This window comes from Brevibacillus reuszeri (assembly GCF_001187725.1).
Taxonomy (GTDB): Bacteria; Bacillota; Bacilli; order Brevibacillales; family Brevibacillaceae; genus Brevibacillus; species Brevibacillus reuszeri.
Genome location: NZ_LGIQ01000009.1, coordinates 27,493 through 47,337 on the forward strand (window position 1 = coordinate 27,493; position 19,845 = coordinate 47,337).

General features: G+C 36.3%; 33 protein-coding genes and 2 pseudogenes. 33 read left to right on the forward strand and 2 right to left on the reverse strand.

Annotated elements, in window-relative coordinates; genetic code table 11:
• The first annotated feature begins 49 nt into the window (after nucleotides 1-49).
• From ADS79_RS14610 to ADS79_RS14640, 7 genes are all read left to right on the forward strand, one after another.
• Nucleotides 50-571: a pyrophosphohydrolase domain-containing protein gene (locus tag ADS79_RS14610; RefSeq protein ID WP_049739176.1), complete on the forward strand. Its 522-nt coding sequence runs from the start codon at nucleotides 50-52 to the stop codon at nucleotides 569-571.
• A gap of 112 nt (nucleotides 572-683) precedes the next feature.
• Entirely contained in the window at nucleotides 684-929 is a 246-nt protein-coding gene (locus ADS79_RS14615; protein WP_049739177.1) for a hypothetical protein, read from the forward strand.
• Nucleotides 930-970: 41 nt separating this feature from the next.
• On the forward strand, nucleotides 971-1,237 hold the full coding sequence (locus ADS79_RS14620) for a hypothetical protein (RefSeq protein WP_049739178.1): 267 nt from the start codon (nucleotides 971-973) through the stop codon (nucleotides 1,235-1,237).
• 1 nt (nucleotide 1,238) lies between these two features.
• Nucleotides 1,239-2,405, forward strand: coding sequence for a hypothetical protein (locus ADS79_RS14625; protein ID WP_084765879.1), 1,167 nt, complete (start codon nucleotides 1,239-1,241; stop codon nucleotides 2,403-2,405).
• A 3-nt stretch (nucleotides 2,406-2,408) separates the two neighbouring features.
• Nucleotides 2,409-2,822: a hypothetical protein gene (locus tag ADS79_RS14630; protein WP_049739179.1), complete on the forward strand. Its 414-nt coding sequence runs from the start codon at nucleotides 2,409-2,411 to the stop codon at nucleotides 2,820-2,822.
• A gap of 39 nt (nucleotides 2,823-2,861) precedes the next feature.
• Nucleotides 2,862-3,155: a hypothetical protein gene (locus tag ADS79_RS14635; protein WP_049739180.1), complete on the forward strand. Its 294-nt coding sequence runs from the start codon at nucleotides 2,862-2,864 to the stop codon at nucleotides 3,153-3,155.
• 19 nt (nucleotides 3,156-3,174) lie between these two features.
• A complete protein-coding gene (locus tag ADS79_RS14640) occupies nucleotides 3,175-3,399 on the forward strand; it encodes a hypothetical protein (protein ID WP_049739181.1) in 225 nt (74 codons plus the stop codon).
• A 265-nt stretch (nucleotides 3,400-3,664) separates the two neighbouring features.
• Here ADS79_RS14640 and ADS79_RS14645 read toward each other — a convergent pair whose 3' ends face one another.
• The gene (locus ADS79_RS14645; protein ID WP_049739182.1) at nucleotides 3,665-4,417 is read right to left on the reverse strand and encodes a geobacillin-26 family protein; all 753 of its coding nucleotides are present in this window, start codon (nucleotides 4,415-4,417) and stop codon (nucleotides 3,665-3,667) included.
• Between the two features lie 126 nt (nucleotides 4,418-4,543).
• Between ADS79_RS14645 and thyA the strand changes: the two genes are divergently transcribed.
• The 25 genes and pseudogenes from thyA to ADS79_RS14770 all read left to right on the forward strand — a co-directional run bounded on the left by thyA (nucleotide 4,544) and on the right by ADS79_RS14770 (nucleotide 17,751).
• A complete protein-coding gene (gene thyA / locus ADS79_RS14650) occupies nucleotides 4,544-5,434 on the forward strand; it encodes a thymidylate synthase (RefSeq protein WP_049739183.1) in 891 nt (296 codons plus the stop codon).
• A complete protein-coding gene (locus tag ADS79_RS14655) occupies nucleotides 5,434-5,934 on the forward strand; it encodes a dihydrofolate reductase (RefSeq protein WP_049739184.1) in 501 nt (166 codons plus the stop codon). Before thyA ends, ADS79_RS14655 begins: the two co-directional genes overlap by 1 nt.
• A gap of 426 nt (nucleotides 5,935-6,360) precedes the next feature.
• Nucleotides 6,361-6,744: pseudogene (locus tag ADS79_RS14660) on the forward strand (reverse transcriptase-like protein); the annotation flags it as partial.
• A gap of 40 nt (nucleotides 6,745-6,784) precedes the next feature.
• Nucleotides 6,785-6,964, forward strand: a complete 180-nt coding sequence (locus ADS79_RS14665) for a hypothetical protein (RefSeq protein ID WP_049739186.1) — start codon at nucleotides 6,785-6,787, stop codon at nucleotides 6,962-6,964.
• A gap of 17 nt (nucleotides 6,965-6,981) precedes the next feature.
• A complete protein-coding gene (locus ADS79_RS35325) occupies nucleotides 6,982-7,137 on the forward strand; it encodes a hypothetical protein (protein WP_161807292.1) in 156 nt (51 codons plus the stop codon).
• A 426-nt stretch (nucleotides 7,138-7,563) separates the two neighbouring features.
• Nucleotides 7,564-7,815 (forward strand): hypothetical protein, encoded by a 252-nt coding sequence (locus ADS79_RS14670; protein ID WP_049739187.1) that lies wholly within the window; start codon nucleotides 7,564-7,566, stop codon nucleotides 7,813-7,815.
• A gap of 377 nt (nucleotides 7,816-8,192) precedes the next feature.
• Entirely contained in the window at nucleotides 8,193-8,564 is a 372-nt protein-coding gene (locus ADS79_RS14680; protein ID WP_049739189.1) for a hypothetical protein, read from the forward strand.
• Nucleotides 8,565-8,661: 97 nt separating this feature from the next.
• Nucleotides 8,662-9,291, forward strand: a complete 630-nt coding sequence (locus ADS79_RS14685; RefSeq protein ID WP_049739190.1) for a hypothetical protein — start codon at nucleotides 8,662-8,664, stop codon at nucleotides 9,289-9,291.
• Between the two features lie 65 nt (nucleotides 9,292-9,356).
• Nucleotides 9,357-9,623: a hypothetical protein gene (locus tag ADS79_RS14690; protein WP_049739191.1), complete on the forward strand. Its 267-nt coding sequence runs from the start codon at nucleotides 9,357-9,359 to the stop codon at nucleotides 9,621-9,623.
• A 164-nt stretch (nucleotides 9,624-9,787) separates the two neighbouring features.
• Nucleotides 9,788-10,360 (forward strand): thymidine kinase, encoded by a 573-nt coding sequence (locus ADS79_RS14695; RefSeq protein WP_049740997.1) that lies wholly within the window; start codon nucleotides 9,788-9,790, stop codon nucleotides 10,358-10,360.
• A 3-nt stretch (nucleotides 10,361-10,363) separates the two neighbouring features.
• A complete protein-coding gene (locus ADS79_RS14700; RefSeq protein WP_141261136.1) occupies nucleotides 10,364-10,564 on the forward strand; it encodes a hypothetical protein in 201 nt (66 codons plus the stop codon).
• Between the two features lie 21 nt (nucleotides 10,565-10,585).
• Entirely contained in the window at nucleotides 10,586-10,876 is a 291-nt protein-coding gene (locus tag ADS79_RS14705; protein WP_049739193.1) for a hypothetical protein, read from the forward strand.
• A gap of 36 nt (nucleotides 10,877-10,912) precedes the next feature.
• Nucleotides 10,913-11,176 carry a hypothetical protein gene (locus ADS79_RS14710; protein ID WP_049739194.1) on the forward strand — a complete coding sequence of 88 codons (264 nt, stop codon included), beginning with the start codon at nucleotides 10,913-10,915 and terminating at the stop codon, nucleotides 11,174-11,176.
• A 444-nt stretch (nucleotides 11,177-11,620) separates the two neighbouring features.
• Complete coding sequence (locus ADS79_RS14720; RefSeq protein WP_049739196.1) at nucleotides 11,621-11,827, forward strand: hypothetical protein; 207 nt, start codon at nucleotides 11,621-11,623, stop codon at nucleotides 11,825-11,827.
• 19 nt (nucleotides 11,828-11,846) lie between these two features.
• A complete protein-coding gene (locus ADS79_RS14725; RefSeq protein ID WP_049739197.1) occupies nucleotides 11,847-12,125 on the forward strand; it encodes a hypothetical protein in 279 nt (92 codons plus the stop codon).
• A 15-nt stretch (nucleotides 12,126-12,140) separates the two neighbouring features.
• Nucleotides 12,141-12,869 (forward strand): metallophosphoesterase family protein, encoded by a 729-nt coding sequence (locus tag ADS79_RS14730; RefSeq protein ID WP_049739198.1) that lies wholly within the window; start codon nucleotides 12,141-12,143, stop codon nucleotides 12,867-12,869.
• On the forward strand, nucleotides 12,862-13,209 hold the full coding sequence (locus ADS79_RS14735) for a ribonuclease H family protein (RefSeq protein WP_049739199.1): 348 nt from the start codon (nucleotides 12,862-12,864) through the stop codon (nucleotides 13,207-13,209). Before ADS79_RS14730 ends, ADS79_RS14735 begins: the two co-directional genes overlap by 8 nt.
• Before the next feature lie 54 nt (nucleotides 13,210-13,263).
• Nucleotides 13,264-13,479 (forward strand): hypothetical protein, encoded by a 216-nt coding sequence (locus tag ADS79_RS14740; RefSeq protein WP_141261135.1) that lies wholly within the window; start codon nucleotides 13,264-13,266, stop codon nucleotides 13,477-13,479.
• A gap of 21 nt (nucleotides 13,480-13,500) precedes the next feature.
• On the forward strand, nucleotides 13,501-13,896 hold the full coding sequence (locus ADS79_RS14745; RefSeq protein ID WP_049739201.1) for a hypothetical protein: 396 nt from the start codon (nucleotides 13,501-13,503) through the stop codon (nucleotides 13,894-13,896).
• A 20-nt stretch (nucleotides 13,897-13,916) separates the two neighbouring features.
• On the forward strand, nucleotides 13,917-14,087 hold the full coding sequence (locus tag ADS79_RS35330) for a hypothetical protein (protein ID WP_161807293.1): 171 nt from the start codon (nucleotides 13,917-13,919) through the stop codon (nucleotides 14,085-14,087).
• 45 nt (nucleotides 14,088-14,132) lie between these two features.
• Nucleotides 14,133-14,318 (forward strand): annotated as a pseudogene (locus tag ADS79_RS36660) (peptide chain release factor family protein); the annotation flags it as partial.
• Between the two features lie 234 nt (nucleotides 14,319-14,552).
• Nucleotides 14,553-15,119, forward strand: coding sequence for a hypothetical protein (locus tag ADS79_RS14755; protein ID WP_049739203.1), 567 nt, complete (start codon nucleotides 14,553-14,555; stop codon nucleotides 15,117-15,119).
• A 39-nt stretch (nucleotides 15,120-15,158) separates the two neighbouring features.
• On the forward strand, nucleotides 15,159-15,770 hold the full coding sequence (locus ADS79_RS14760) for a hypothetical protein (protein WP_049739204.1): 612 nt from the start codon (nucleotides 15,159-15,161) through the stop codon (nucleotides 15,768-15,770).
• A gap of 95 nt (nucleotides 15,771-15,865) precedes the next feature.
• Nucleotides 15,866-16,051 carry a hypothetical protein gene (locus ADS79_RS14765; RefSeq protein ID WP_049739205.1) on the forward strand — a complete coding sequence of 62 codons (186 nt, stop codon included), beginning with the start codon at nucleotides 15,866-15,868 and terminating at the stop codon, nucleotides 16,049-16,051.
• Nucleotides 16,052-16,131: 80 nt separating this feature from the next.
• Complete coding sequence (locus ADS79_RS14770) at nucleotides 16,132-17,751, forward strand: recombinase family protein (protein ID WP_049739206.1); 1,620 nt, start codon at nucleotides 16,132-16,134, stop codon at nucleotides 17,749-17,751.
• 4 nt (nucleotides 17,752-17,755) lie between these two features.
• On the opposite strand, the gene ADS79_RS14775 is transcribed toward ADS79_RS14770, so the two are convergent.
• A complete protein-coding gene (locus ADS79_RS14775; protein ID WP_084765884.1) occupies nucleotides 17,756-18,226 on the reverse strand; it encodes a peptidylprolyl isomerase in 471 nt (156 codons plus the stop codon).
• A 414-nt stretch (nucleotides 18,227-18,640) separates the two neighbouring features.
• Here ADS79_RS14775 and ADS79_RS14780 point away from each other — a divergent pair, with 414 nt between their 5' ends.
• A complete protein-coding gene (locus tag ADS79_RS14780) occupies nucleotides 18,641-19,789 on the forward strand; it encodes a trans-sulfuration enzyme family protein (RefSeq protein ID WP_049739207.1) in 1,149 nt (382 codons plus the stop codon).
• Nucleotides 19,790-19,845 lie beyond the last annotated feature (56 nt).

The following is a 19,845-nucleotide window of genomic DNA, read 5'->3' on the forward strand; positions in this document are numbered from 1 at the left end:
TGAACACGAAAGTGTTCAAAATTAATTAGCAAAAGGTGTTCAATTTTACTTGACGGTTACAAAAGGTTTGGATTACGCAAAGGATCAAGTAAAGGAATTTCATCATGCTTTCAATCATGCGAGCAGTAGTTCACCTAAAGCAATCTCAAAAGAAATTGCGATTGCACGTACTTGCTGGACAGCAGAGGAATTGGTTGAGTTTTTGTATGCAACAGCAGCTGGTGATCAGGATGAATTTGCAGAAATGGTTCAGACACTTCAGCAATCCATTAATACTACTGCCAAGAAAATCATTGATAAAAACGAACCAGTGGATGATGTGCTTGTAGCTCAGGCAGACGCACTTATTGATGTAGATTACTTCGTACAAGGTAGTTTTGATGTAATGGGTGTAGATCCTCAACCTCTCTTTGATATCGTACAAAGTGCCAACATGGCTAAGCTATTCCCAGATGGTAAGCCTCGCTACCGTGAAGGGGATGGTAAGATTATTAAACCAGAGGGCTGGGAAGGCCCAGAACCTAAACTTAAGCAAGAGATTGAGAGACAAATGATCGAGAACAGGAAATAGAATTAAAAAACAAACTATATGTAGTGTTTACGTCTTTAACAAAACACTGCATATAGTGTAAAAATTCTGATGAAAGATGTCTTTTATTGGATCAATGGGGAGGTAATAATTAATGAATTCAAGCAAGAGCTTAAAAGATATATTTGATGATTATGTAAGTAAAATGAAAAGAGGAGAGAGTGTCCACAGGTATACATTTGAGGATGAGTTTTTAAAGATAAACACAAAGTATAGAAATACTCAACTAATTGAATTGAAATTGAAGAAATCTGCAAAACAAAACAATGATTATCATTGCCTATTTCAAACGCTTTATGGAGATATGCCTAAATATGGAGGGGGTAATTTTAAATTGTAGGCTCTCCAGAAAAATATCACGAGAAGAGAGGGGGAGATAACTTGAACTATGAATTAGATAGGTTTATAGATAATTTATTGACAATAGGGGAAAGTTTTAGATTTAGTAACGACAAAATTATCGATAAAGAACAAACTCTTATATTTAATAACTGGATTTCAGAGTCTCAAAAATTCTTAATATCTTATGGATATGTTGAAAGGACTAAATTTGAACATCCATTTTACAAGCAATCACAGCAACATCTCTTCAAAGTTATTGAAGCGTATTTAACTAAAATTTATTTGAATAATTGTGGGTTATTATGAAATGGGAAACACAATAAAGCAGAGATTTTATCTAAAAAAATGGGAGGGAAATCGCATTAAAACAAACATATTCATACCTGAGAAGATTAAGGTAGGCTTTCAAGAAAGAAGTGGCACATATACAGGTAAGCTTGCGTATGTGATTTACTATGATCAGAAGGGAACTCTAAGAAAAGAGAAGTCTTGGCAAAGTTGGAGAGATCAAAAAATACAAGATCAAGACTTTGAGAATACTCCTACTTCTGGATTTGTGTTGAATAAAAAAGCTGGTGGTTACTCTACAGGGTGGAATCATCGTCAGACATATGTTAGGGTATATGACCCACGCGATTTCGAGTTTGAAATTAGCATACCTAATCTACTGTACATACTGGAGAACACAAATTCGATTAAGGGCAAAGGCCTTGAAGGTGAGTTTGTATATGGTTGGGATGGAACTGACTTGATTCTGATTCCGACAAGTTCACCTGATTATACAGAAATATCCAAGTTCAATAAGGTGCTCCATGAGAACAAACATGTTAAATCAAAAGACTTAGTACTTGGTGGAACATATAAAACTAAAGACAATGACGAATGGATTTATATGGGACGGTTCGACTATCACACTACTAAATATAATAGCCCCGAAAAGAAAGGGGAAAGTGGTTATTACACTGATGTCAACAAAGGGAAGCATTACTTCTTCGCAAAAGATTCTAAGGATTATCAAGGAAAGCCGTACTTACAACTATTGAAGTTGAAATCACTTGGAGATAAATTCATTGAAGTAGTGTCTTCTGAACCAGTGGATAATTACGCTGCTATGTTTGAATCATTGGAACACATGACAGATTATTCCCCATACGACAAGACTAAAGATGAGTATATTGAATACACACTTGAGTCATTTATCAATAAGATCAACTCATCTAATTACTGGGATAGAATTGTATATCTGAATAAAAATGAAGACGAAACAGCTAAAATAAAAGTAAACAATAAAGACAATATACTATATAGCGTTATTGTACAAGAACGTGTAACTGACAGATGGTTTAGCAGAGGTTATTCCTATCAAGATAAAACAATCTTCGAAGGAACACTTGAAGAGATCCACTCAGAATATAAACCAATGTACAGAAACAAATACTTAGTAAATGGAAAGTTATACCAAAAAGGAGAGTAGAAGATGGCAAATAGTAACGATCAAAAAATCTTGGTGCTTAAGAAGCAAATCGAGGATAAGAAAAGTAAACTGAGCAAGTCTGAGAAATTCACCCCAGTCACAAATTGCTCAATTGAGGTTGATGGAGTAAGACACAACATTCAAGTGCTCAACAAAGAACAGCTGATTACTCTCATGGTCAAGCTCAATACATATGCAATTGCAGCGAAAGATTTAGACTTGCTCAATGAATACAATATCAGTGGCTACAATGTAACGGATTGGATCGCTGACTTGAAGGCAAAACTTGAGTTCTTAGGTAGAAAAGAAGAAGAGCGGAAACTTAAAGCGATGGAATCTAAACTTGACCAACTTCTTTCAAGTGAAAAGAAGGTTGAACTTGAGATTGGTGAAATTGAATCAATGTTACAAGGTTAATTAACTAAATAAAATTATATTTTAACGGGAGTTGATAAAGTGGTAAATCAAATCAAGTTGTATGGAGATTACGCATTGCAATATATTCGAAAAACGTTGTTTACAATCATAGCGATACTTTTGATGATTCTTGAGGGGGGTCCACTGGCATTCGCAATGCCTGTCATCTTTCTAGCAGTAATAGCAGATGGCATTTGTGTAATCGTAGAGGAACTTCGGGAATCGTCCAAGATTAAGAATGTAACAAACATCACTTTAGATATGTCACGGGTTCCTGATCCAGAAACATTTATCAAACAAATAAGTGAAGATTTAATAAAGACCAAGTTTTAATTCATAGGAGGGTGATCACATGAAACAATATGTTCTTAAGACAGTAAATCAAAATGATGATGTCATTGCAGAATCTACTCTATCGCTAAATGAGGGCAGCATCCTTATTGTTAAAGTACCTGATGACTATACATACGAGCAAGCAAAGAACATTCATGAGTTTGTTGGAGCTGCATTGGAGGGGGAATCAAAAGTTGTAATTATAAAAGAAAGTATCAATTTACAGGTGTTAGAGATCCAATAAAAGCAGAAATTGATTGAAAAATGATTTAATCTACATTCTTAAAAAATTAAACAGTAAATAAAGCAGTATCACAAGAACAAGAATAGTTGGGATTAATGTAACTCTATGCAAATTATATTTGTATGAAACTATAAAGTTCCAGATAACTAATACAACCGATATTGTCAACAAGGATGGCATTAAATATGGCATAATATCTCTCCCCTTATTTGAAGTGGATGTAACTAGAGTGAATCCATAAAAAAGATTCACTCTAGTAAGTTAATTAGCTTTGAATTGTTACTCTAGCATAGACGTATCTGAGATCTCTGTATGTAGAGACAGCGTTCCAGTATTTTTCAGCAGCGTACATAGTAGCTCCAGCACCCACAGCAAGACCAATGATTGTACCGATACCAGCCGTAGCAGGAGCTGACAGGACTGCCGCTGTGACTGAAGTCGCAATAACACCTGCCGCAACTTCAGCAGATCGCTCATGGCTTCTTAAAGTGTTAAGTGTTGATCTAAATTCTTTTAAATCAGAAGCATTAGAACTTGTTTCCCAAGTAGTCTTTGATCTATCTCCGTTTGAAATAGCCCAGAAATACCGATTTACCTTGTCATAATAGTAGATATCATAATAGGAGTCATACCACCACTCAGAATAACTATCGATTAAATCATAGTCACCGATGTCCTTAGCGGCAGCACGTTTATTATTGGAAAGTTTCATTTCTGCTGCTCGTTGATCAATTTTAGAAATTGCACCATTTTCATTAATTGTAAATACTTGTGATACTTTATCATATTCAACAATGCTTGTATTATTTCCTACTGTAACTTTTACTTTCCTGATCTTGTTATCATCTTGAAGTATGTCCACATTTGCAACTACATTCTGTCCATTGTCATTAACTACAATTTTTTGGCTGGATTTTTGAGAACTTTGGATGGAATCTTGAGAATTGGCAGACGTGGGTAGTGCTACAGAAGCTAACAAAGTTAGCGACAAAGATGTTGCAAGAAGAGCCTTTTTCAAAACAAACAACTCCTTTTATGGAAAATATTAGTTGTACAACCATAATTACCATACCATACCATTAATTCTCGATCAACAAATATTTGGAAAATTAATTACACTTTTTATTTATTGGAGGATTTTTAATTGTCGATAGCAGATATTAAGTATAAGGAATTAATTAGCGACATTATCCAAAACGGTGAATGGGACAACGATAAGCAAGTACGTGCTATATGGTTAGATGGAAAGCCTGCTTATACCAAAAGTGTGATTTCCAAGAAATTGCAATTTGATAACACAGAGGTTCCTATCCTTACCACCAAACAAGTTTATTGGAAAACTGCAATTAAGGAACTCTTATGGATATGGCAAATAAAATCAAACAGGGTTCAGGATTTGCGTAATATGAACTTTCACATTTGGAATGAATGGGAAATTCAAGAAGGTGAGTGGAAAGGAACTATTGGAGCAGCCTATGGCTATCAACTCGGAAAACCTTGCAGAGCCATTCCTTCACAAACAATTGAACAAGACAAATACAACGTAGGCATTGACTACCCAAAAATTGATCAGGTTGATTATCTACTATGGTCATTGAAAAACAATCCGTCTTCTCGAAGACATCTTACAACTTTATGGGATAAAGATGACTTAGATGAAATGTCCCTAACTCCATGTGTGTGGAAGACAAATTGGATTATAAAAAGAGGCAAGATGCACCTGGTTGTAGGTATACGGTCAAACGATTTGGCATTAGGGAATCCATTCAATGTTTTTCAATACTATGTATTGCAGCGAATGATTGCGCAAGTGACAGGGTATGAACTTGGCACATTAACATTTGATATTGATGATTGTCATCTCTATGACCGACATCAAGAAGCATTAATTGAACAAATTAAACGTGACCCGTATCCAGCACCCACTCTATGGATCAAACCTGAAATTAAAAATTTCTATGACTTTACTATCGATGACTTTAAGTTGATTGATTACAAGTACCATCCATCGATTAAGATGGAGGTAGCAATTTAATGATCTCAATTATTGTCGCCCATGATCGAAATCGTCTAGTGGGTAAGGATAATTCCTTGCCTTGGTCTATTCCTAATGACCTACAATATTTTAAACAACTCACCACAACGAAAATAGTAATCATGGGAAGAAAAACATACGAATCACTTGGTAGACCACTGCATAATCGTACAAACATCATCCTAACATCAAATCCAGATTATCAAGCAGAAGGGTGTGACGTTTACAACTCAATTGAGCCTATTTTAGAAGAGTGTAAGAGTCACGCTGAAGCTGGTGAAGAAGTATTCGTTATTGGAGGGTCATCAATCTATAAACAGTTCTTACCTTACATAGATAGACTGTACATCACTGAAATTGACCATGAATTTGTAGGTGATACACACTTCCCTGAGATCGATATGAGTGAGTGGAAACACATCAGCAATGCTAAGGGAGTCAAAGACAATAAGAATCCATACGACTATTACTTTAAGATATACGACAAAAATATTAAGTAAAAAATTATAATAAAACCTATTTACTAACTTAAAATAAATGATATTATGAATCCAACGAGTAAATAACTTGTTGGATTCTTTTTTACCGAGGGGAGTACTGGATAACCCATGAGCAATATGCTAAACACAGTTAACTACTTCAGAGATTTGCCAATGCAAGCGAAGGAGGGTGAGATTTACTACGTTGATGAGAGTAATGAGTATTTTTCTAGGCCAGTGTATTATCAGTGGAAAAATGGTGCGTGGCATTATGAATACATTACATGACAAATAAAAAAGGAGGATGTCTACATGCATAGAGCTTATTTTGATGCATCGTATGACTGGAATAAAGGTATTGCTGCACTTGCTTATGTCATTTACAACCACAAAGGTAAAGTAATAGATGAAACTGTGTATATGACATGAACAGACGACAGCAATGAAGCAGAAGTGATTGCATTGATTAAATTGTTGAAACGATTGAGAGCTCTGGGAGTAAGAGATGTAAGTGTACATGGTGACAATAAAGGCGTGATTGAAACTGCAAATGGTCAGAAGACAGATAACAAGAGTCGTGAAAGATTTAATATGATAAATGAAATCACAAGTGGTTTTAGACATGTTTGCTTTAGTTGGATTAGTCGAAAAAATAATAAGGTTGCAGACAGTCTAACTAGAAGAGAGAAGAAACTAATAATTACTACAGGTAGTCTTGGTGCAACGAGCAAGGTGAACAAGAACAAAATTAATACATATGAAACAACTCCAAAGTACTTTGATCTAAACTTTAGATACAAGGAATCAAAACGAAGAGTATATGTAAAATAGATTCAATCAAATGCTACTTTCATTGAAAGGTGGAGAATAGGTGAGTAAATTACCTTACACAAAAAAATACCCTGAACGCAAAATTGTTCTTGAGGAAGATGGATGGGAAATTAAAGTATATGACAAGTACGTAATGATGGATCGAAAAGGATTTGAAGAGCTGCTACGTAGAGGTAGATTTTATGGACTTTATTCAAGGGTTACTGGTTTGGACAATTAAATGAGAGGAGAGAATCAATGGATCTAGTTCTGCTTCAGGTATCCATGTTTGCTTTTGGGACAGGCTGTACACTTTGTGGACTTCTAACGAGTGTTAACAAAGCGGAGAAAGTTAGCTTTAGTTCTCTGGGCTTGATCTGTGCGACTGGCCTTGTTGTTTCAGTAATGCAATAAATCATCAATTTCAATGGGATGTGAGGTGATTACATGTACTATGTAAAATCAAAATCAAAGAAGAACTTGTTTGATACATATGATGACATTCGAAAGTTTATCGAATCTTATAGGCGAGTCATACAACCTTGGAGAGCATATCAAGACTTGAAAAGCTTCAAAATGTAAAAAACCAATGAATTGTCAGTTTGATTTGGAAAGGGCGGTGAAGAATGAAGTAGAAGAACAACATGAACCGCAAATTCATTCGGAGGGAGCAGATATATGATAAAACAATTTAGAGTGTTCATCTTTGATAGGAGGGATTTTTACTATCCTAAATTTATTGGGAGTCTTTCTCTTAGTCTTTTCGGCATCCTATTTGCAAGAGTTATGGATCATGAAATGTTTGATTGGATTCTAATTTAGTGTGGAGTCATTATTCCAATGACAGCAATCTTAGCTCCATTTATTCAATGGGTAATTGAGTGTAAAACTGACAAAGAAGCAGCAAAGAAAGAAGGGATGGATGAGATCATACCATGGGGACAGAATTATCTAAATGAGAACAGAGTTGTACTTGATGAGGAAACTCAAATGGCCCTAGATACTTTGAACGAGTATGACGCAAGTCAAAAGTCTGCTCAAGATGCTGCACATTTGATTGATACGATGTCTAAGATATTCAAAAATAAATAAAATTATGTATTTAACGAAAGGAGACTAGATGTTGAGTTCGCTATGGGGTGAATTTTTCGGAGGAGTAAATGTTTCTAAACTAAAAGAAAAGGCATATCAACTTAAAGAAGAAATGGATTCAATTAATGGATTCTTCTCTTGGTTTCGCCAAACCGAACTAAAATCAAAACTTGTACGAATCCTTGATGAAATTGACTGTCAAGAAGGTAGGCTCCAATTTGCTAATCGTCCATACAGTTTACCAAGTGCAAGAATAAGGAGGTGTACGAACGACAACGAATGTCAGTGTGGATGTTGGGCAACTAAGCGAAAGGAATTCTTTAAACTCTAGATAAAAGTCCTATTTCATTAGAGATATATCGATGGAGGTGTTAATAATGGACAAGATATTCAAAGTGAAAGACAAAGTTTACATGAAAGGATTTGGCAAGAGAGTATTTACAATTACAAGATTACAGAGTAGTGCCATGTTCATTAACTTTCACTACGAATCAATCATTCAGTATGATGTGAAGGATGATGCAAATGGGCAGGTATATTGTACAAGTGCAGACAACTTGATCCTTGTGGCAGAACAAGAAGAGAATGATAGAAGAGCAAGAATAGACAGGTATGATAGAGCACTTGATCTTTATAATGATCTGATGACATTACATAAATTCTTTTGCAGCATTAATAGTAACGAAACTAAATACATACGCAGGGCAAACCGTATATTGAAGCTGCTTCACACAAGAAAGATAGGATAGATAAATTCTTAGAAATTCTTAGAAAATATACCTTGACCATATCTTACCAGTCATAGTATTCTATTCTTAGAAATTCTAAGAAAGTTGTGATTGTACAATGGAAAAACTTTCAGCAACAGAGATCATCAGAAGAAAAGCCCTTCAAATACTCGCTGTGTATCCAGAGGGGGTATCGTCCGCAAGTCTTAAAGCCATGACAGAAAAAGAGCTTGGAGAAATATTTGAACCAGATTCGTACAATAGGGGCAAATACAGATCTGCATTATACAACTTACATGTTATTCTACCTCAATTAGTGAAGAGGGACGATGAAACTAAGAAGTTTTTCCCAACCCAAAAATTGAGAAAAGATAGCGTATTAATAACAATACCTTCAATGGATGAACTTAAAGAGCATTTCGGAAAATTAAAAGCAGTAAAATATGAAGAGCTTGCAGCTAAAGAATTGACGAAAACAGAAATCAAAGAAGAACAAGAAAAAATCTATGAATCTAAACTACCTGACAATGAAGAAATGATCTCTATGCTTAAAATTCTACTCATTCGAAAAAAAGTAGTTGATTTAACTAATCACATTAAAGAGTCTGGGATACTTGAGTTATTGAACATTACTCCCAATGAAACAAAACATATTTCATTTGATGAGTACGAAGCAATATTCAGGCTGAAAATACAAATTGAAGCTTTGGACATGTATAGAAAGCTCATTGACACTGAGAAACTTTAAGGAGGTGCATCATCATGTGAGCTCGCAGCGAACCACACCAGTCCACAATAATAGGGGGAATCCTAATGTCATTCGAAGTCAGAAACATTTATCATTTCAAGTCGCAAGATTCGGAAGAATATGAAATAACAGACAGTGAGGAATTAGCCAAGTCGCATGATTTTGATTACAGATTAGCCCACAAGCTAGAACTAGTCGAATACTACACAGACTATGGAGAAGTGTTTCATGGATTCCTAAATACATATGATGGACTAGTTCTGTGGAGGCAAGAAGAGGAGGAAGGAGAATCAGGATACGAATTACTAAAAGAAAAAGACTTGCCACATTAAGCAAGCCTAAGTCAAAAAGAAGAAATACAGAGGATAGGTAAGACCCCATCTTACCTATCTGAGACACATTATAGACGTTGTTTATAAACACTGTCAAACATCTTATGGACTATTGGCAGTGTAATAAATCAACATATTAAACAAAAATAATGGTGGTGAAAAACATAACAAAGTTGATATTCAAATATGGTCAAATGTCAGCTTCTAAGTCGCTTCAGTTATTGACTTCAGCTCATAACTATGAAGATTCTGGTAAGAAGGTTATGATCTTCACTCCAGCGTTAGATGACAGGTTTGGCGTAGGGAGAGTTACCTCAAGAGTTGGCATTAGTCGAGAAGCAATTCCAATACATGGTGATACAGATATTTACTCATTAGTTGAACAAAATCTCCCCAGCTGTGTACTAATTGATGAAGCACAATTCTTAGAAAGTAAACATGTAAATCAGCTTGCTAATATTGTTGACTGGCTTAATATCCCAGTTATTTGCTATGGACTGCTTAAAGATTTTCGAAACCAATTATTCTTGGGAAGTCAGGCTCTTATATGTGCAGCAGACAAGATTGAAGAGATCAAAACGGTGTGCTCATACTGTACAAGAAAAGCGACTCACATTCTAAAGTTTAATGATGGTAAGCCAGTATATTCAGGTAAAGTGGTAGAAATTGGACTAAATGATAAATATAAATCTGTTTGTCGAATACACTATCATAGAATCCCCACACAAGGAGAATGAATGATGGACAGATTTGTATATGAAGAAGCAGAGCAACAACCTATAGCAATCTGCATTTGCAAACAGGAACTATATGAGGGCGATCAAACATATCAAGTAGAAGATTACATAATTTGTGATGACAGTGATTGCTTTAAGAAGTTGTGTATTGAGAAATTCGGTGCAATGTATGGTCTTTTAGACAAAGAAGGTAATGTTACTTAAAACAGGAGGAAATCAAACCATTTGACAATATTTGAACAAAACCTAAAAGGAGCTGGTTATAACGTGTTCATGAAGATTCCTACATTTATGATGGATGAGTTATGCATTGAAAACGGTGATTGGCTGAAACTCAGAGTTGGGACAGGATACTTTGCTTTGGTTAAAACGGATGATAAACGAAGAGGTGCTCAGGTTAGAGACAATAAAGTTAGGTTTCCACAACAATTTAGTCATGCATATAGAGTGCGTTCAAATGATCGAGTGCAATTGCAGGTTAGTGGTGAGAGGCTAGTATTTAATAAAGTAAAATAACACAATGAAATTATTACTTTTTAGGGAGTTAGATTAGTGAATAGAAAAGAAGTTTTCATCGAGTATCTGAGCGATATTGCCGATAACGATACGCTTTGTCGCCTTTATGACAAGTTTGACAGTGAGTTTCCTGATAAGATCTTAGATTTAATGGTTGAATATTTAGTTGAAAATTTTAATTATGAACTAAATGGAGGACATGAAAAACAACAAATTTCTTTAGAAAATTCATTTGGTATTAAACCAGACAAGTTTTTTAAAGGATATGCCCCACCTCAATACTTTAAGACCTCTGAATAAAAATCTACCTTAAGGGAGTTGGTATGTTGTTTGGCGGTAAGAAAATAAGAGAACTGGAGTCGTTAGTTTATCGTCTTCAGCAAGAAAATGAGGAATTACACAGGAAGGTTAGGGAAGTTACCAAATGGAAATCAAAGCCGAATTGGAGAAAGGAAATCACAGTTTCACCATACGTTTTTGAAAATACATATACCATAATGGCACTCCGATCTTCGGTGGATATATGTGGCGCGGATACGATGTCCAAGTAGACGAAAAGATGTCAAATGGATACATACGATATGAAGAAGCAATCGAAGAACCACATAATAATTGCAAGGCATGCGGAGTTAATTTCAAACTTATTGTTGGCTATCCAAGTGACATGCCTGACTTTTGCTCAAGAGAATGTTATATGGAGAAGATCAATTAAAAATCTAATTTTAACGAAAGGAGGTCGTTAGAGTGGACTCAAACGGAGGAATGACAACCGAAGAGAAAGAAATTGCTGATCATATTGTTGCTGCTTGGAATGGATTTGTAACTTTAAAGCCTACACATCCGAATGACCAAGTAGAATTTGGAGATGCAATTCATAGACTACAACATCTTTTAGGCATGAGAGTGTTGAGACGAGACTATCCAGACTATTGGCTAACTAAAACAAAATAAAAATACAAAGGAGGACAAGATGCAAAATAAAATTAATGACCTGATTAATTCTGAATCAGATGACTTAAAGAAATTGGGCTGGTTTCTGTTTGATAGAAACAATGGTCAAAATGGTCTCTCGCCTGATGAACTTGAATCGTTATTGGACATGCTGCATTTGAAAAATGCTCAAGATCAATTTGATAAAGGTTTTGAAGAAGGATTCAATGATGGTTATTTAATGGGCTATGACGAAGGATGGGGAGATAATGCTAACAACTATGAATATGACAATACGCCCACCTATGTTAGCAAATAAAGAGGTGACTAGAATTTGAAAAATAACAGAATCCTTGCGATAAGTGATATACATGGGTGCTATGACCAATTTATCAGGATATTAGATAAGGTTAATTTCAACTCAACACAAGACAAGCTTATTCTGCTTGGTGATTATGTAGATCGTGGACGTCAAAGTAAGCAGGTTTTAGATAAAGTAATTGATCTTGTAAATACATATGATGCAATTGCTTTAATCGGTAATCATGACAAAATGTTCTTAGATTGGTTACTAACAAATGACGGAATGAATGAATTCAACTTCTTCAGAAATGGTGGCTTACAAACAGTTGAATCATATTGTGGCCTTGATTTCTTTGACTCAGGTATCGATACGCTTAAAGCTAAACGGTTTATCTTGAACAACTTCAAGTATCATGTGGAATTCCTAAAGACATTATCTTACTACCATGAGACAGATAATCACATCTTTGTCCATGCAGGATTAAATCCTGAATATGAAAATTGGAAGTTAACTCCATATGAAGAGATGATTTGGATTCGAGATGAGTTCCACAATGGAAAGGTTCAGACTGATAAGACGATTGTGTTTGGTCACACCCCATGCGTAAGCCTACATGGAAGCGCTAATGTATGGTTCTCAGAAGGTAAGATTGGCATTGATGGAGGAGCAGCTTACGGATATCAATTAAACTGCTTAGAGGTCACGAATAATGAGGTTAAGCAATATTGCATTAAGACAAAGGAGGAGTCGAATGTATAGGGCATATATTGATGGCGCATCTCAATCAATTAACAACAGGTCAACATTGGCATTTTCGATTACTGACCTAGAGAACAATCCTGAGTATCAATTCTATGAGTTGCTAGATAAAAAGCGAAATTGCACTGAAATTGAGATGTTGGCTTTCAGTAGACTGATGGATTGGCTTTTAGAAAATGAAGTAAATAAAATTGTTGTATATACTGAATCAAATTATGTATTTACGAACTGGAGAATGAATAAGGCCTATTCCTTAAACAAGAATAAGTTCTCACGCTTTATTGTAAGGTTGATTGGTAACTCAAATAAAGAAAAAGTTGTAAATTTGGCTTTTGCTTAATGATGAAATCTAAGTTTCAAAGAGGGGTGGGTGTGTATGGGGGAGACCTGCAAATTGCAGAAATATGCTTGGGATGATGAAGAGCTATGCTATGAGCATGAAGACATTGAGAATGTGGTTGCAAAAGCATTGGATCTGTCAAAAAAGAGTGGAAACGACTATACATATCGGATGGAAACTTGGAAAGATGGTAAGTTGAAGTATCAATTTAGGTTCTTTCAGAATGGTAAAGAGTTTACTCAAGATTTGATTAGTGCAATTACAATTTAAAGATAGAATGGAGGATTGTGCATGCTGTTAATTGAGTGTGATGGATACGATAGATATCTGGTTAAAGAAGTAGATAACTTAGATGAGTTGAGAGAATACTCACAAAAAAATCTGCCAATTAAATGCTATGAATTAGGTCATAGATATAAAAAGGGCATTTATCTCTTTGAGGAATTATTCGAAGAGTCAGTATATTTATCCAATTACAAATCTGTGTATGAGATTAGTGGTTTGTTGATGGATGATCAAGAATTTGATGAATTGGAAAACAGCGTGTGTCTTAATTGTAAATGGTGTGAGAGCACCTTTAGAGCAACATGGGAATGCAAATACATCCCATTAGAGGATGGCAGCTGTAAAAAGTATGAAGAAAAGATTTTATCTAAAATTAAAAAGTGGATGAAAATTAATTTTTGAATCAGTGGAGGCCAATGGATTTGCTAATTAGACTCATACTGTTTGTTGCATTGCCATTACTATTTGCGTATGGGGCATACAATGACTGGATGAATGCACAAAGTCGTGGTGCCAAAATCGTAAGCCTGATTTTTACGATGATATGTGTATTGTTCGCAGGTTTCGTTGTCTGGCTTATGGTGGAGCAATAAAATTTATCTTTCATAGGGAAAGTGAGTTGTTAAATGTCTAGAGAATTGTTATTTACATTAACGAAGAAGGATTTTCGAGTTGATACATTTAGGTCTGGTGGTAAAGGTGGTCAGCATCAAAACACTACCGATTCTGGTGTTCGAATTGTTCATCTTGAAAGCGGTGCGGCAGGTGAAAGTAGAGATGAGCGTAGCCAACATCAAAACAAAAAGAAAGCGTTTGAACGATTGGTAAAAAGTAAAAAGTTCCAAACTTGGCACAACATGAAATGTGCAGAAATTCTTCATGGAAAATATTCAATTGAGAAACAAGTAGAAGATATGATGCAACCTGAAAACCTAAAAGTAGAGGTGTATAACGGAGAGCTTAAAAAGTGGGTTGAGTTCACTCCAGAATACGCCACAGAACATTTGTATGAGGAGCTTTGAATGAAATCTAACATTGATTGAAAAGGAGAGGGTTGTTTGAAGGATACTTATGAAAAACAAATTGAGGATTTGAAGCGAGTCGTTGAGAATCTAGACCAAATGGGGTTAGATGAACCGACGAAACGACTAGCTCGATCAGGCCTGAACACTGAAATCGGACAACTGGAAAGGGAATTGAACGCGATTCTCAGAAGAGAAAGAACAAAATTGAGAACATTTGAAGCAGATGATCAGATCATTGAAATTCCAAAAGGACTATTTTACAACGGGGAAACTGAATACCAATACCATAATGGCGCAATATATCAATTTAAAAGACCGAAGCTCGATAAAGACGGAACAATGCAACTTTATCACTACATTTGGATAGATGAGGGTAAAAGACAAATAAAACTGTCTGTGCGCACACTTGGCAGAGATAAATTTGGAGACCGATACTTTCTTGAAGCTAGATATTACAAAGACAAGAAAGACGAGTACCCTTACATGACTAAAGGTATAGATGGTAATAACACAAAATATAAAGTGCATGTAAAGAAAGTTATTGAATACATACGAACACATGAGGGATTCGAGGATTTCTACAAACAAAAAACACAATGAAATGTATGTTTGATGGGACAAATGGGATAAGGAGACGAGATGGCAAATACAAAACAGGGAAAGGTTTTTGAGCAAAATTGGCAGGACAGTTACAAATACTCCGATCATTATTATATGAGATTAAAGGATACGGCTAAATGGCTACAGGGAAGTGGCTCTTCCTTTACGCCATCTAATTTGTGTGATGCCATTCAACACACGATGCCATTTCTCTGGTTGCTTGAATTGAAAAGCACAAAAGATGCTTCAATTAGTTTCAATCCATACATAGAGGGTAAGAGTTCGCCTGAAGAAAAGCCTAAGAATACGACAACTAATGTAATGATTAAGGCCAGTCAAGTAAAAGGACTTAGACAAGCAGTTAAACATCAGGGCGTTATCGCTGGATTCGTTGTCAATTACCGCGAACAAAAGTTAAAGACAAAAACTAAAGACAATGAAGTGTTCTTTATACATATTAATGACTTTTGGAACTTTGCAGTTGAGACAGGTAAATCAAGTGTCAGTCGAGAAGATGCTCGGAGCATTGGAGTTAGAATTGAAAGCAAAAAATTAAAGGTTAACTATAGATATAAAATTAATGAATTTGTAGATGAAAGCATAAAGAAGTACATCTCTAAAGGAATCATTGATAAAAAAATATCTACATAAAACTGTCGAGTGGATTAATGGATTAGTTATATAGGCCTGTCAGTCAAGTTGGACAAAACATTAAGCATAAAATTACTAAAAGCAGTCTGGGAGGGATGGCTATCATTAGAAAACTGATTATAAATGGAGATAACTTTATTGTAAGATTTAACGGAGATGGTACTGCGACTGCTGAATGCAAAAAAGACAAAAACGGCTTCCATGTAATTATGAATTTTACTAATGATTTAAATGAACACAATGATGCTATGAAAGCAGTTGGAAGGTTTTATGCAAGTTAAGTCCTGTTTACCACAGGGCTTTTCTTTTTTTAAATAAAATTATATAATTAACATATACTAAAGCTGATGAGGTGGATAAATTGAAAAAAAGGGTATGGGCGCTTTATCGAGTTTCCACAGAACGACAGGTAACTGATGATGATATTCCTATGCAAAGAAATGCAGTTGCGCAGTTTATCAGTACTCGACCAGAATGGAGCTTGACAAAAGAGTTGACTGAATTAGGTGTGTCAGGATTTAAAAAGAGTGTAGAGGATAGAGATGAGTTACAACAAATTAAAAAAGGAGCAGAGCAAAAAAGCTTTGATATCCTTGTAGTTTGGAAGGATGACCGTCTAGGGAGAAAGAAAGACGAAATTCCTTTTATGTTGGAGTATTTAAATAAACATGGTGTAGAAGTTTGGTCAGTAATGGATGGCTTAATAAATAAAAATGAGCATCATGTTGATTCTCTAATTAGCTTCTTAAGGTATTGGAGCGCTGAAGGGGAAAGTAAAAAGACATCTGAACGTGTTACAGAAGCAATTAAGCAAATGAATGAGCAAGGGAAATGGAGTGGAAGTGCCATTCCTTATGGGTATGAGATATTTGATACTGGAATGAATCATCCTAAGTATGACAAAACAATAAAAGATATTAGATTAAGTGAATCAGAATCCAAAATTGTTAAGTTGATTTTCTATCTTGTATTGGAAAAAGGCTATGGAGCTGATAAGATTGCTAATTACTTAAATGAGGCTGGCTATAAGTCTAAAAATGGAGTTGAGTGGAGAAGTAATGTTGTAAGAAGAATTCTTAGAAACCCAGTCTACACTGGGACTCAAAGATATAATGTGGTGCATAAAGAAGGAGCAAATGATAACGAAGTAAAACTAAAGCCATTTAGAGACGATTTGGTGATTATTCCATCAGAAGTGTTTGATGATACACAGAAGATAATTGACGCAAGAAGAGAGAAAATGAATGAGGGGATTGTTCCCACTCACAGCAACAATCTACTCCTAAATGGCATTGCCAAATGTGGTTACTGCGGTTCTAAATTGTATGCTGACAATAGCACCAAAACCAAGTCAAGAAAAGATGGAACAAAAACTAGTTATACGTATTGGAGATATGTATGTAGAAAGTCTTTAAATCATCGCGAAACTCACCCAAAAAGTTACTTTGGGGCAAAGGTGTACGAAAATCTTACAGTAGAGAAATTAAACGGCACTGTCGAATACCTAATCAATCTAGAGCAATTCGAGTCACTACTTGACGAGAACCAACAAAATAAAATCGGTAATCTTGAATTATCAAAGCAATCTTTAGAAAAAGAAAAAAAGGTAATTATGCATGAACTAGAAGCTGTTAAATCACTTATTCTAAAAATTGCTGTAGGGCAGAGTGTTTTATCAGAAGAATACGTAATGGAACAAATTAAACTAAAAGAAAGTGAAATGGAGGAGGGTACAAAAAGAATAAATAATGTGAGTCATGAGATTGAGGTAAATACGAAGAATGAGAAGAAAATCAAAGAGTTAAAATCATCCTTGTTCAATTGGAGCAATAAATATCAAGAATGTGATCTTCCATCAAAAAAAATGATGGTTTCAAAACTAGTTCGATCTGTAAGTTTTTTTGATAAAAAAGTGGTAATAGATTACCGAATAGATCTAAATGAATTATTAAAGGCAGCGTTTAAAATCCTGTCAAAGTAGGCGTTTAAGCAACCGTTTCACTAGCTATGGTTTCGTCGCTACTCCCACTGGATGGTTGGCGTGTTTTCCCCTCTTTACCAGAGCCAAGTGGATCACCAGTCTGGATCATGAAATCCTTGATTACACGGTGGAACGTAACACCGTCATAGAACTTGTCCTTTGCAAGGAAAACAAAATTGTTTACTGCGATAGGAGCGTCTTTTGCAAACAGATCAACGGTAATATCCCCCATGGTTGTGGAGATTTTTGCCTGATACGTCTTTGCTTTGTCGATCTGCATAGTTGGCGCTTTGTCATATTTCTTCGCACCGGTTGGACCAGGTGGCTGCGCCGGGGTGGTATCCGCTGGCTTTTGTGGTTGAGTCGGCTGTGCTTCAGGAGACTCGGGTGATGTAGGTGCAGTGGAGTTACTACATCCCACTAGTAGGCTTATTGAAAGTAAAATCGAACTTACCGCTAGTAGCGTACGTTTCATTCATCTTCATCCCTTCATATGCTCGTTTTACGCTCCACATCACATTATAATAAAAAGATGCGTGTGGTCAAACTTTGGTAGAACGATGTAAAAGTTGTAGAAACCGACAGAAAATACAGGAATAAATGCTATTTCTAACTTAGAATGTTATGTTTTGTTGCTTTAATGCTTATGTTCATATGATTAAAGAGTATATTTAAAGTTTAAAAGGTGACCCCATATGCGATTCCTCGATGGATAAGCAATCGATTCGAAGCAAAATGCCAATCACGTGGATGCTCCACCTGTACTCGTGGTATGATGGAGTCAGATGAAATGCGGTGTTTGACTCAAGGTTGAGATGATATTCGCAATTGCCTTTCTATTGGGAATGATGCGGCATTATAACATATATGATGGTGAGGGTGGTTAAACATGGGAGAGCGTTTTGAAACCAAAACAGTACATATTGGGCATGAGCCTTTGCGTCAAGTTAAAAGTAAGTCGACTCCAATTTACCAAACCTCCGTATTTGCTTTTGCAGGCTTGGAGGAGGTAGAGCAGTTTTATACAGGCGATGGGGAGTATCTATACACGCGAAATGGCAATCCCAATCAGGCGGAGCTTTCTGATGCAATCGCTGCTCTTGAAAGGGCAGAGGCAGGTGTCAGTGCGGCTTCAGGAATGGGCGCAATCATGGCTGGGCTGCTCTCAGTTTTGGGACCTGGTGATCACGTATTGGCCTCCCATGAAATTTATGGAGGAACCTACGCACTGCTGTACAAGGAGCTATCACGTTTTGGCATTGAACTGACGTCTATCAACCTGAATGAAGAAGCATCACTCGCAGACCATGTTCGCCCCAATACCAAGCTCTTTTTCCTGGAAACCATTACGAACCCACTGTTGACAGTCGTAGATATGCCGTACTGGATCGAGCAAGCTAAACAGCATGGGCTGACCGTGATGGTAGACAATACGTTTGCCACTCCTTATTTGGTACAGCCATATTCCTTGGGCGCTAATCTGGTTGTGCACAGCGCCACCAAGTACATCGGTGGGCATAGTGATGTCACATCTGGTGTTTTAGTCGGGGATCCGGAACGAATTGCCCGTGCTCGAGAAATTGTTGTAAACTACGGCGCTTCACTCAGCCCATTTGAGGCCTGGTTGACGGCGCGTGGTCTGAAGACCCTTGCGATCAGGATGGAACGTCAATGTGACAATGCCAGTCAAGTAGCAGATTTCTTGGAAAAACACTCTGCCATCAAGCGAGTATACTACCCAAGCAAAGAAGCAACTTCCTTTTTTCACAGACAGAAACAGGGAGCAATGGTCTCATTTTCCTTGGCGGATGAAAGCAAAATTTATGATTTTTATCGTGCGCTGGACTGGATTAAATTTGCCCCATCCCTTGCTGGTGTGGAGACCAGTGTTTCCCATCCGGTGACAACCTCGCATCGTGCCTTCACGGAGGAACAGCGCCAGGCAACCGGGATTACGATGGGGCTTGTTCGCTTGTCAGTGGGGATTGAGGCAGCAGAGGATATCATTTTTGAGCTGAATCGTGCCCTTCAAAAATAATTCAAAAAAAGTTATCCTAAATTCTGTTACTTTCTTCGGGGTCCAAACGTAATACG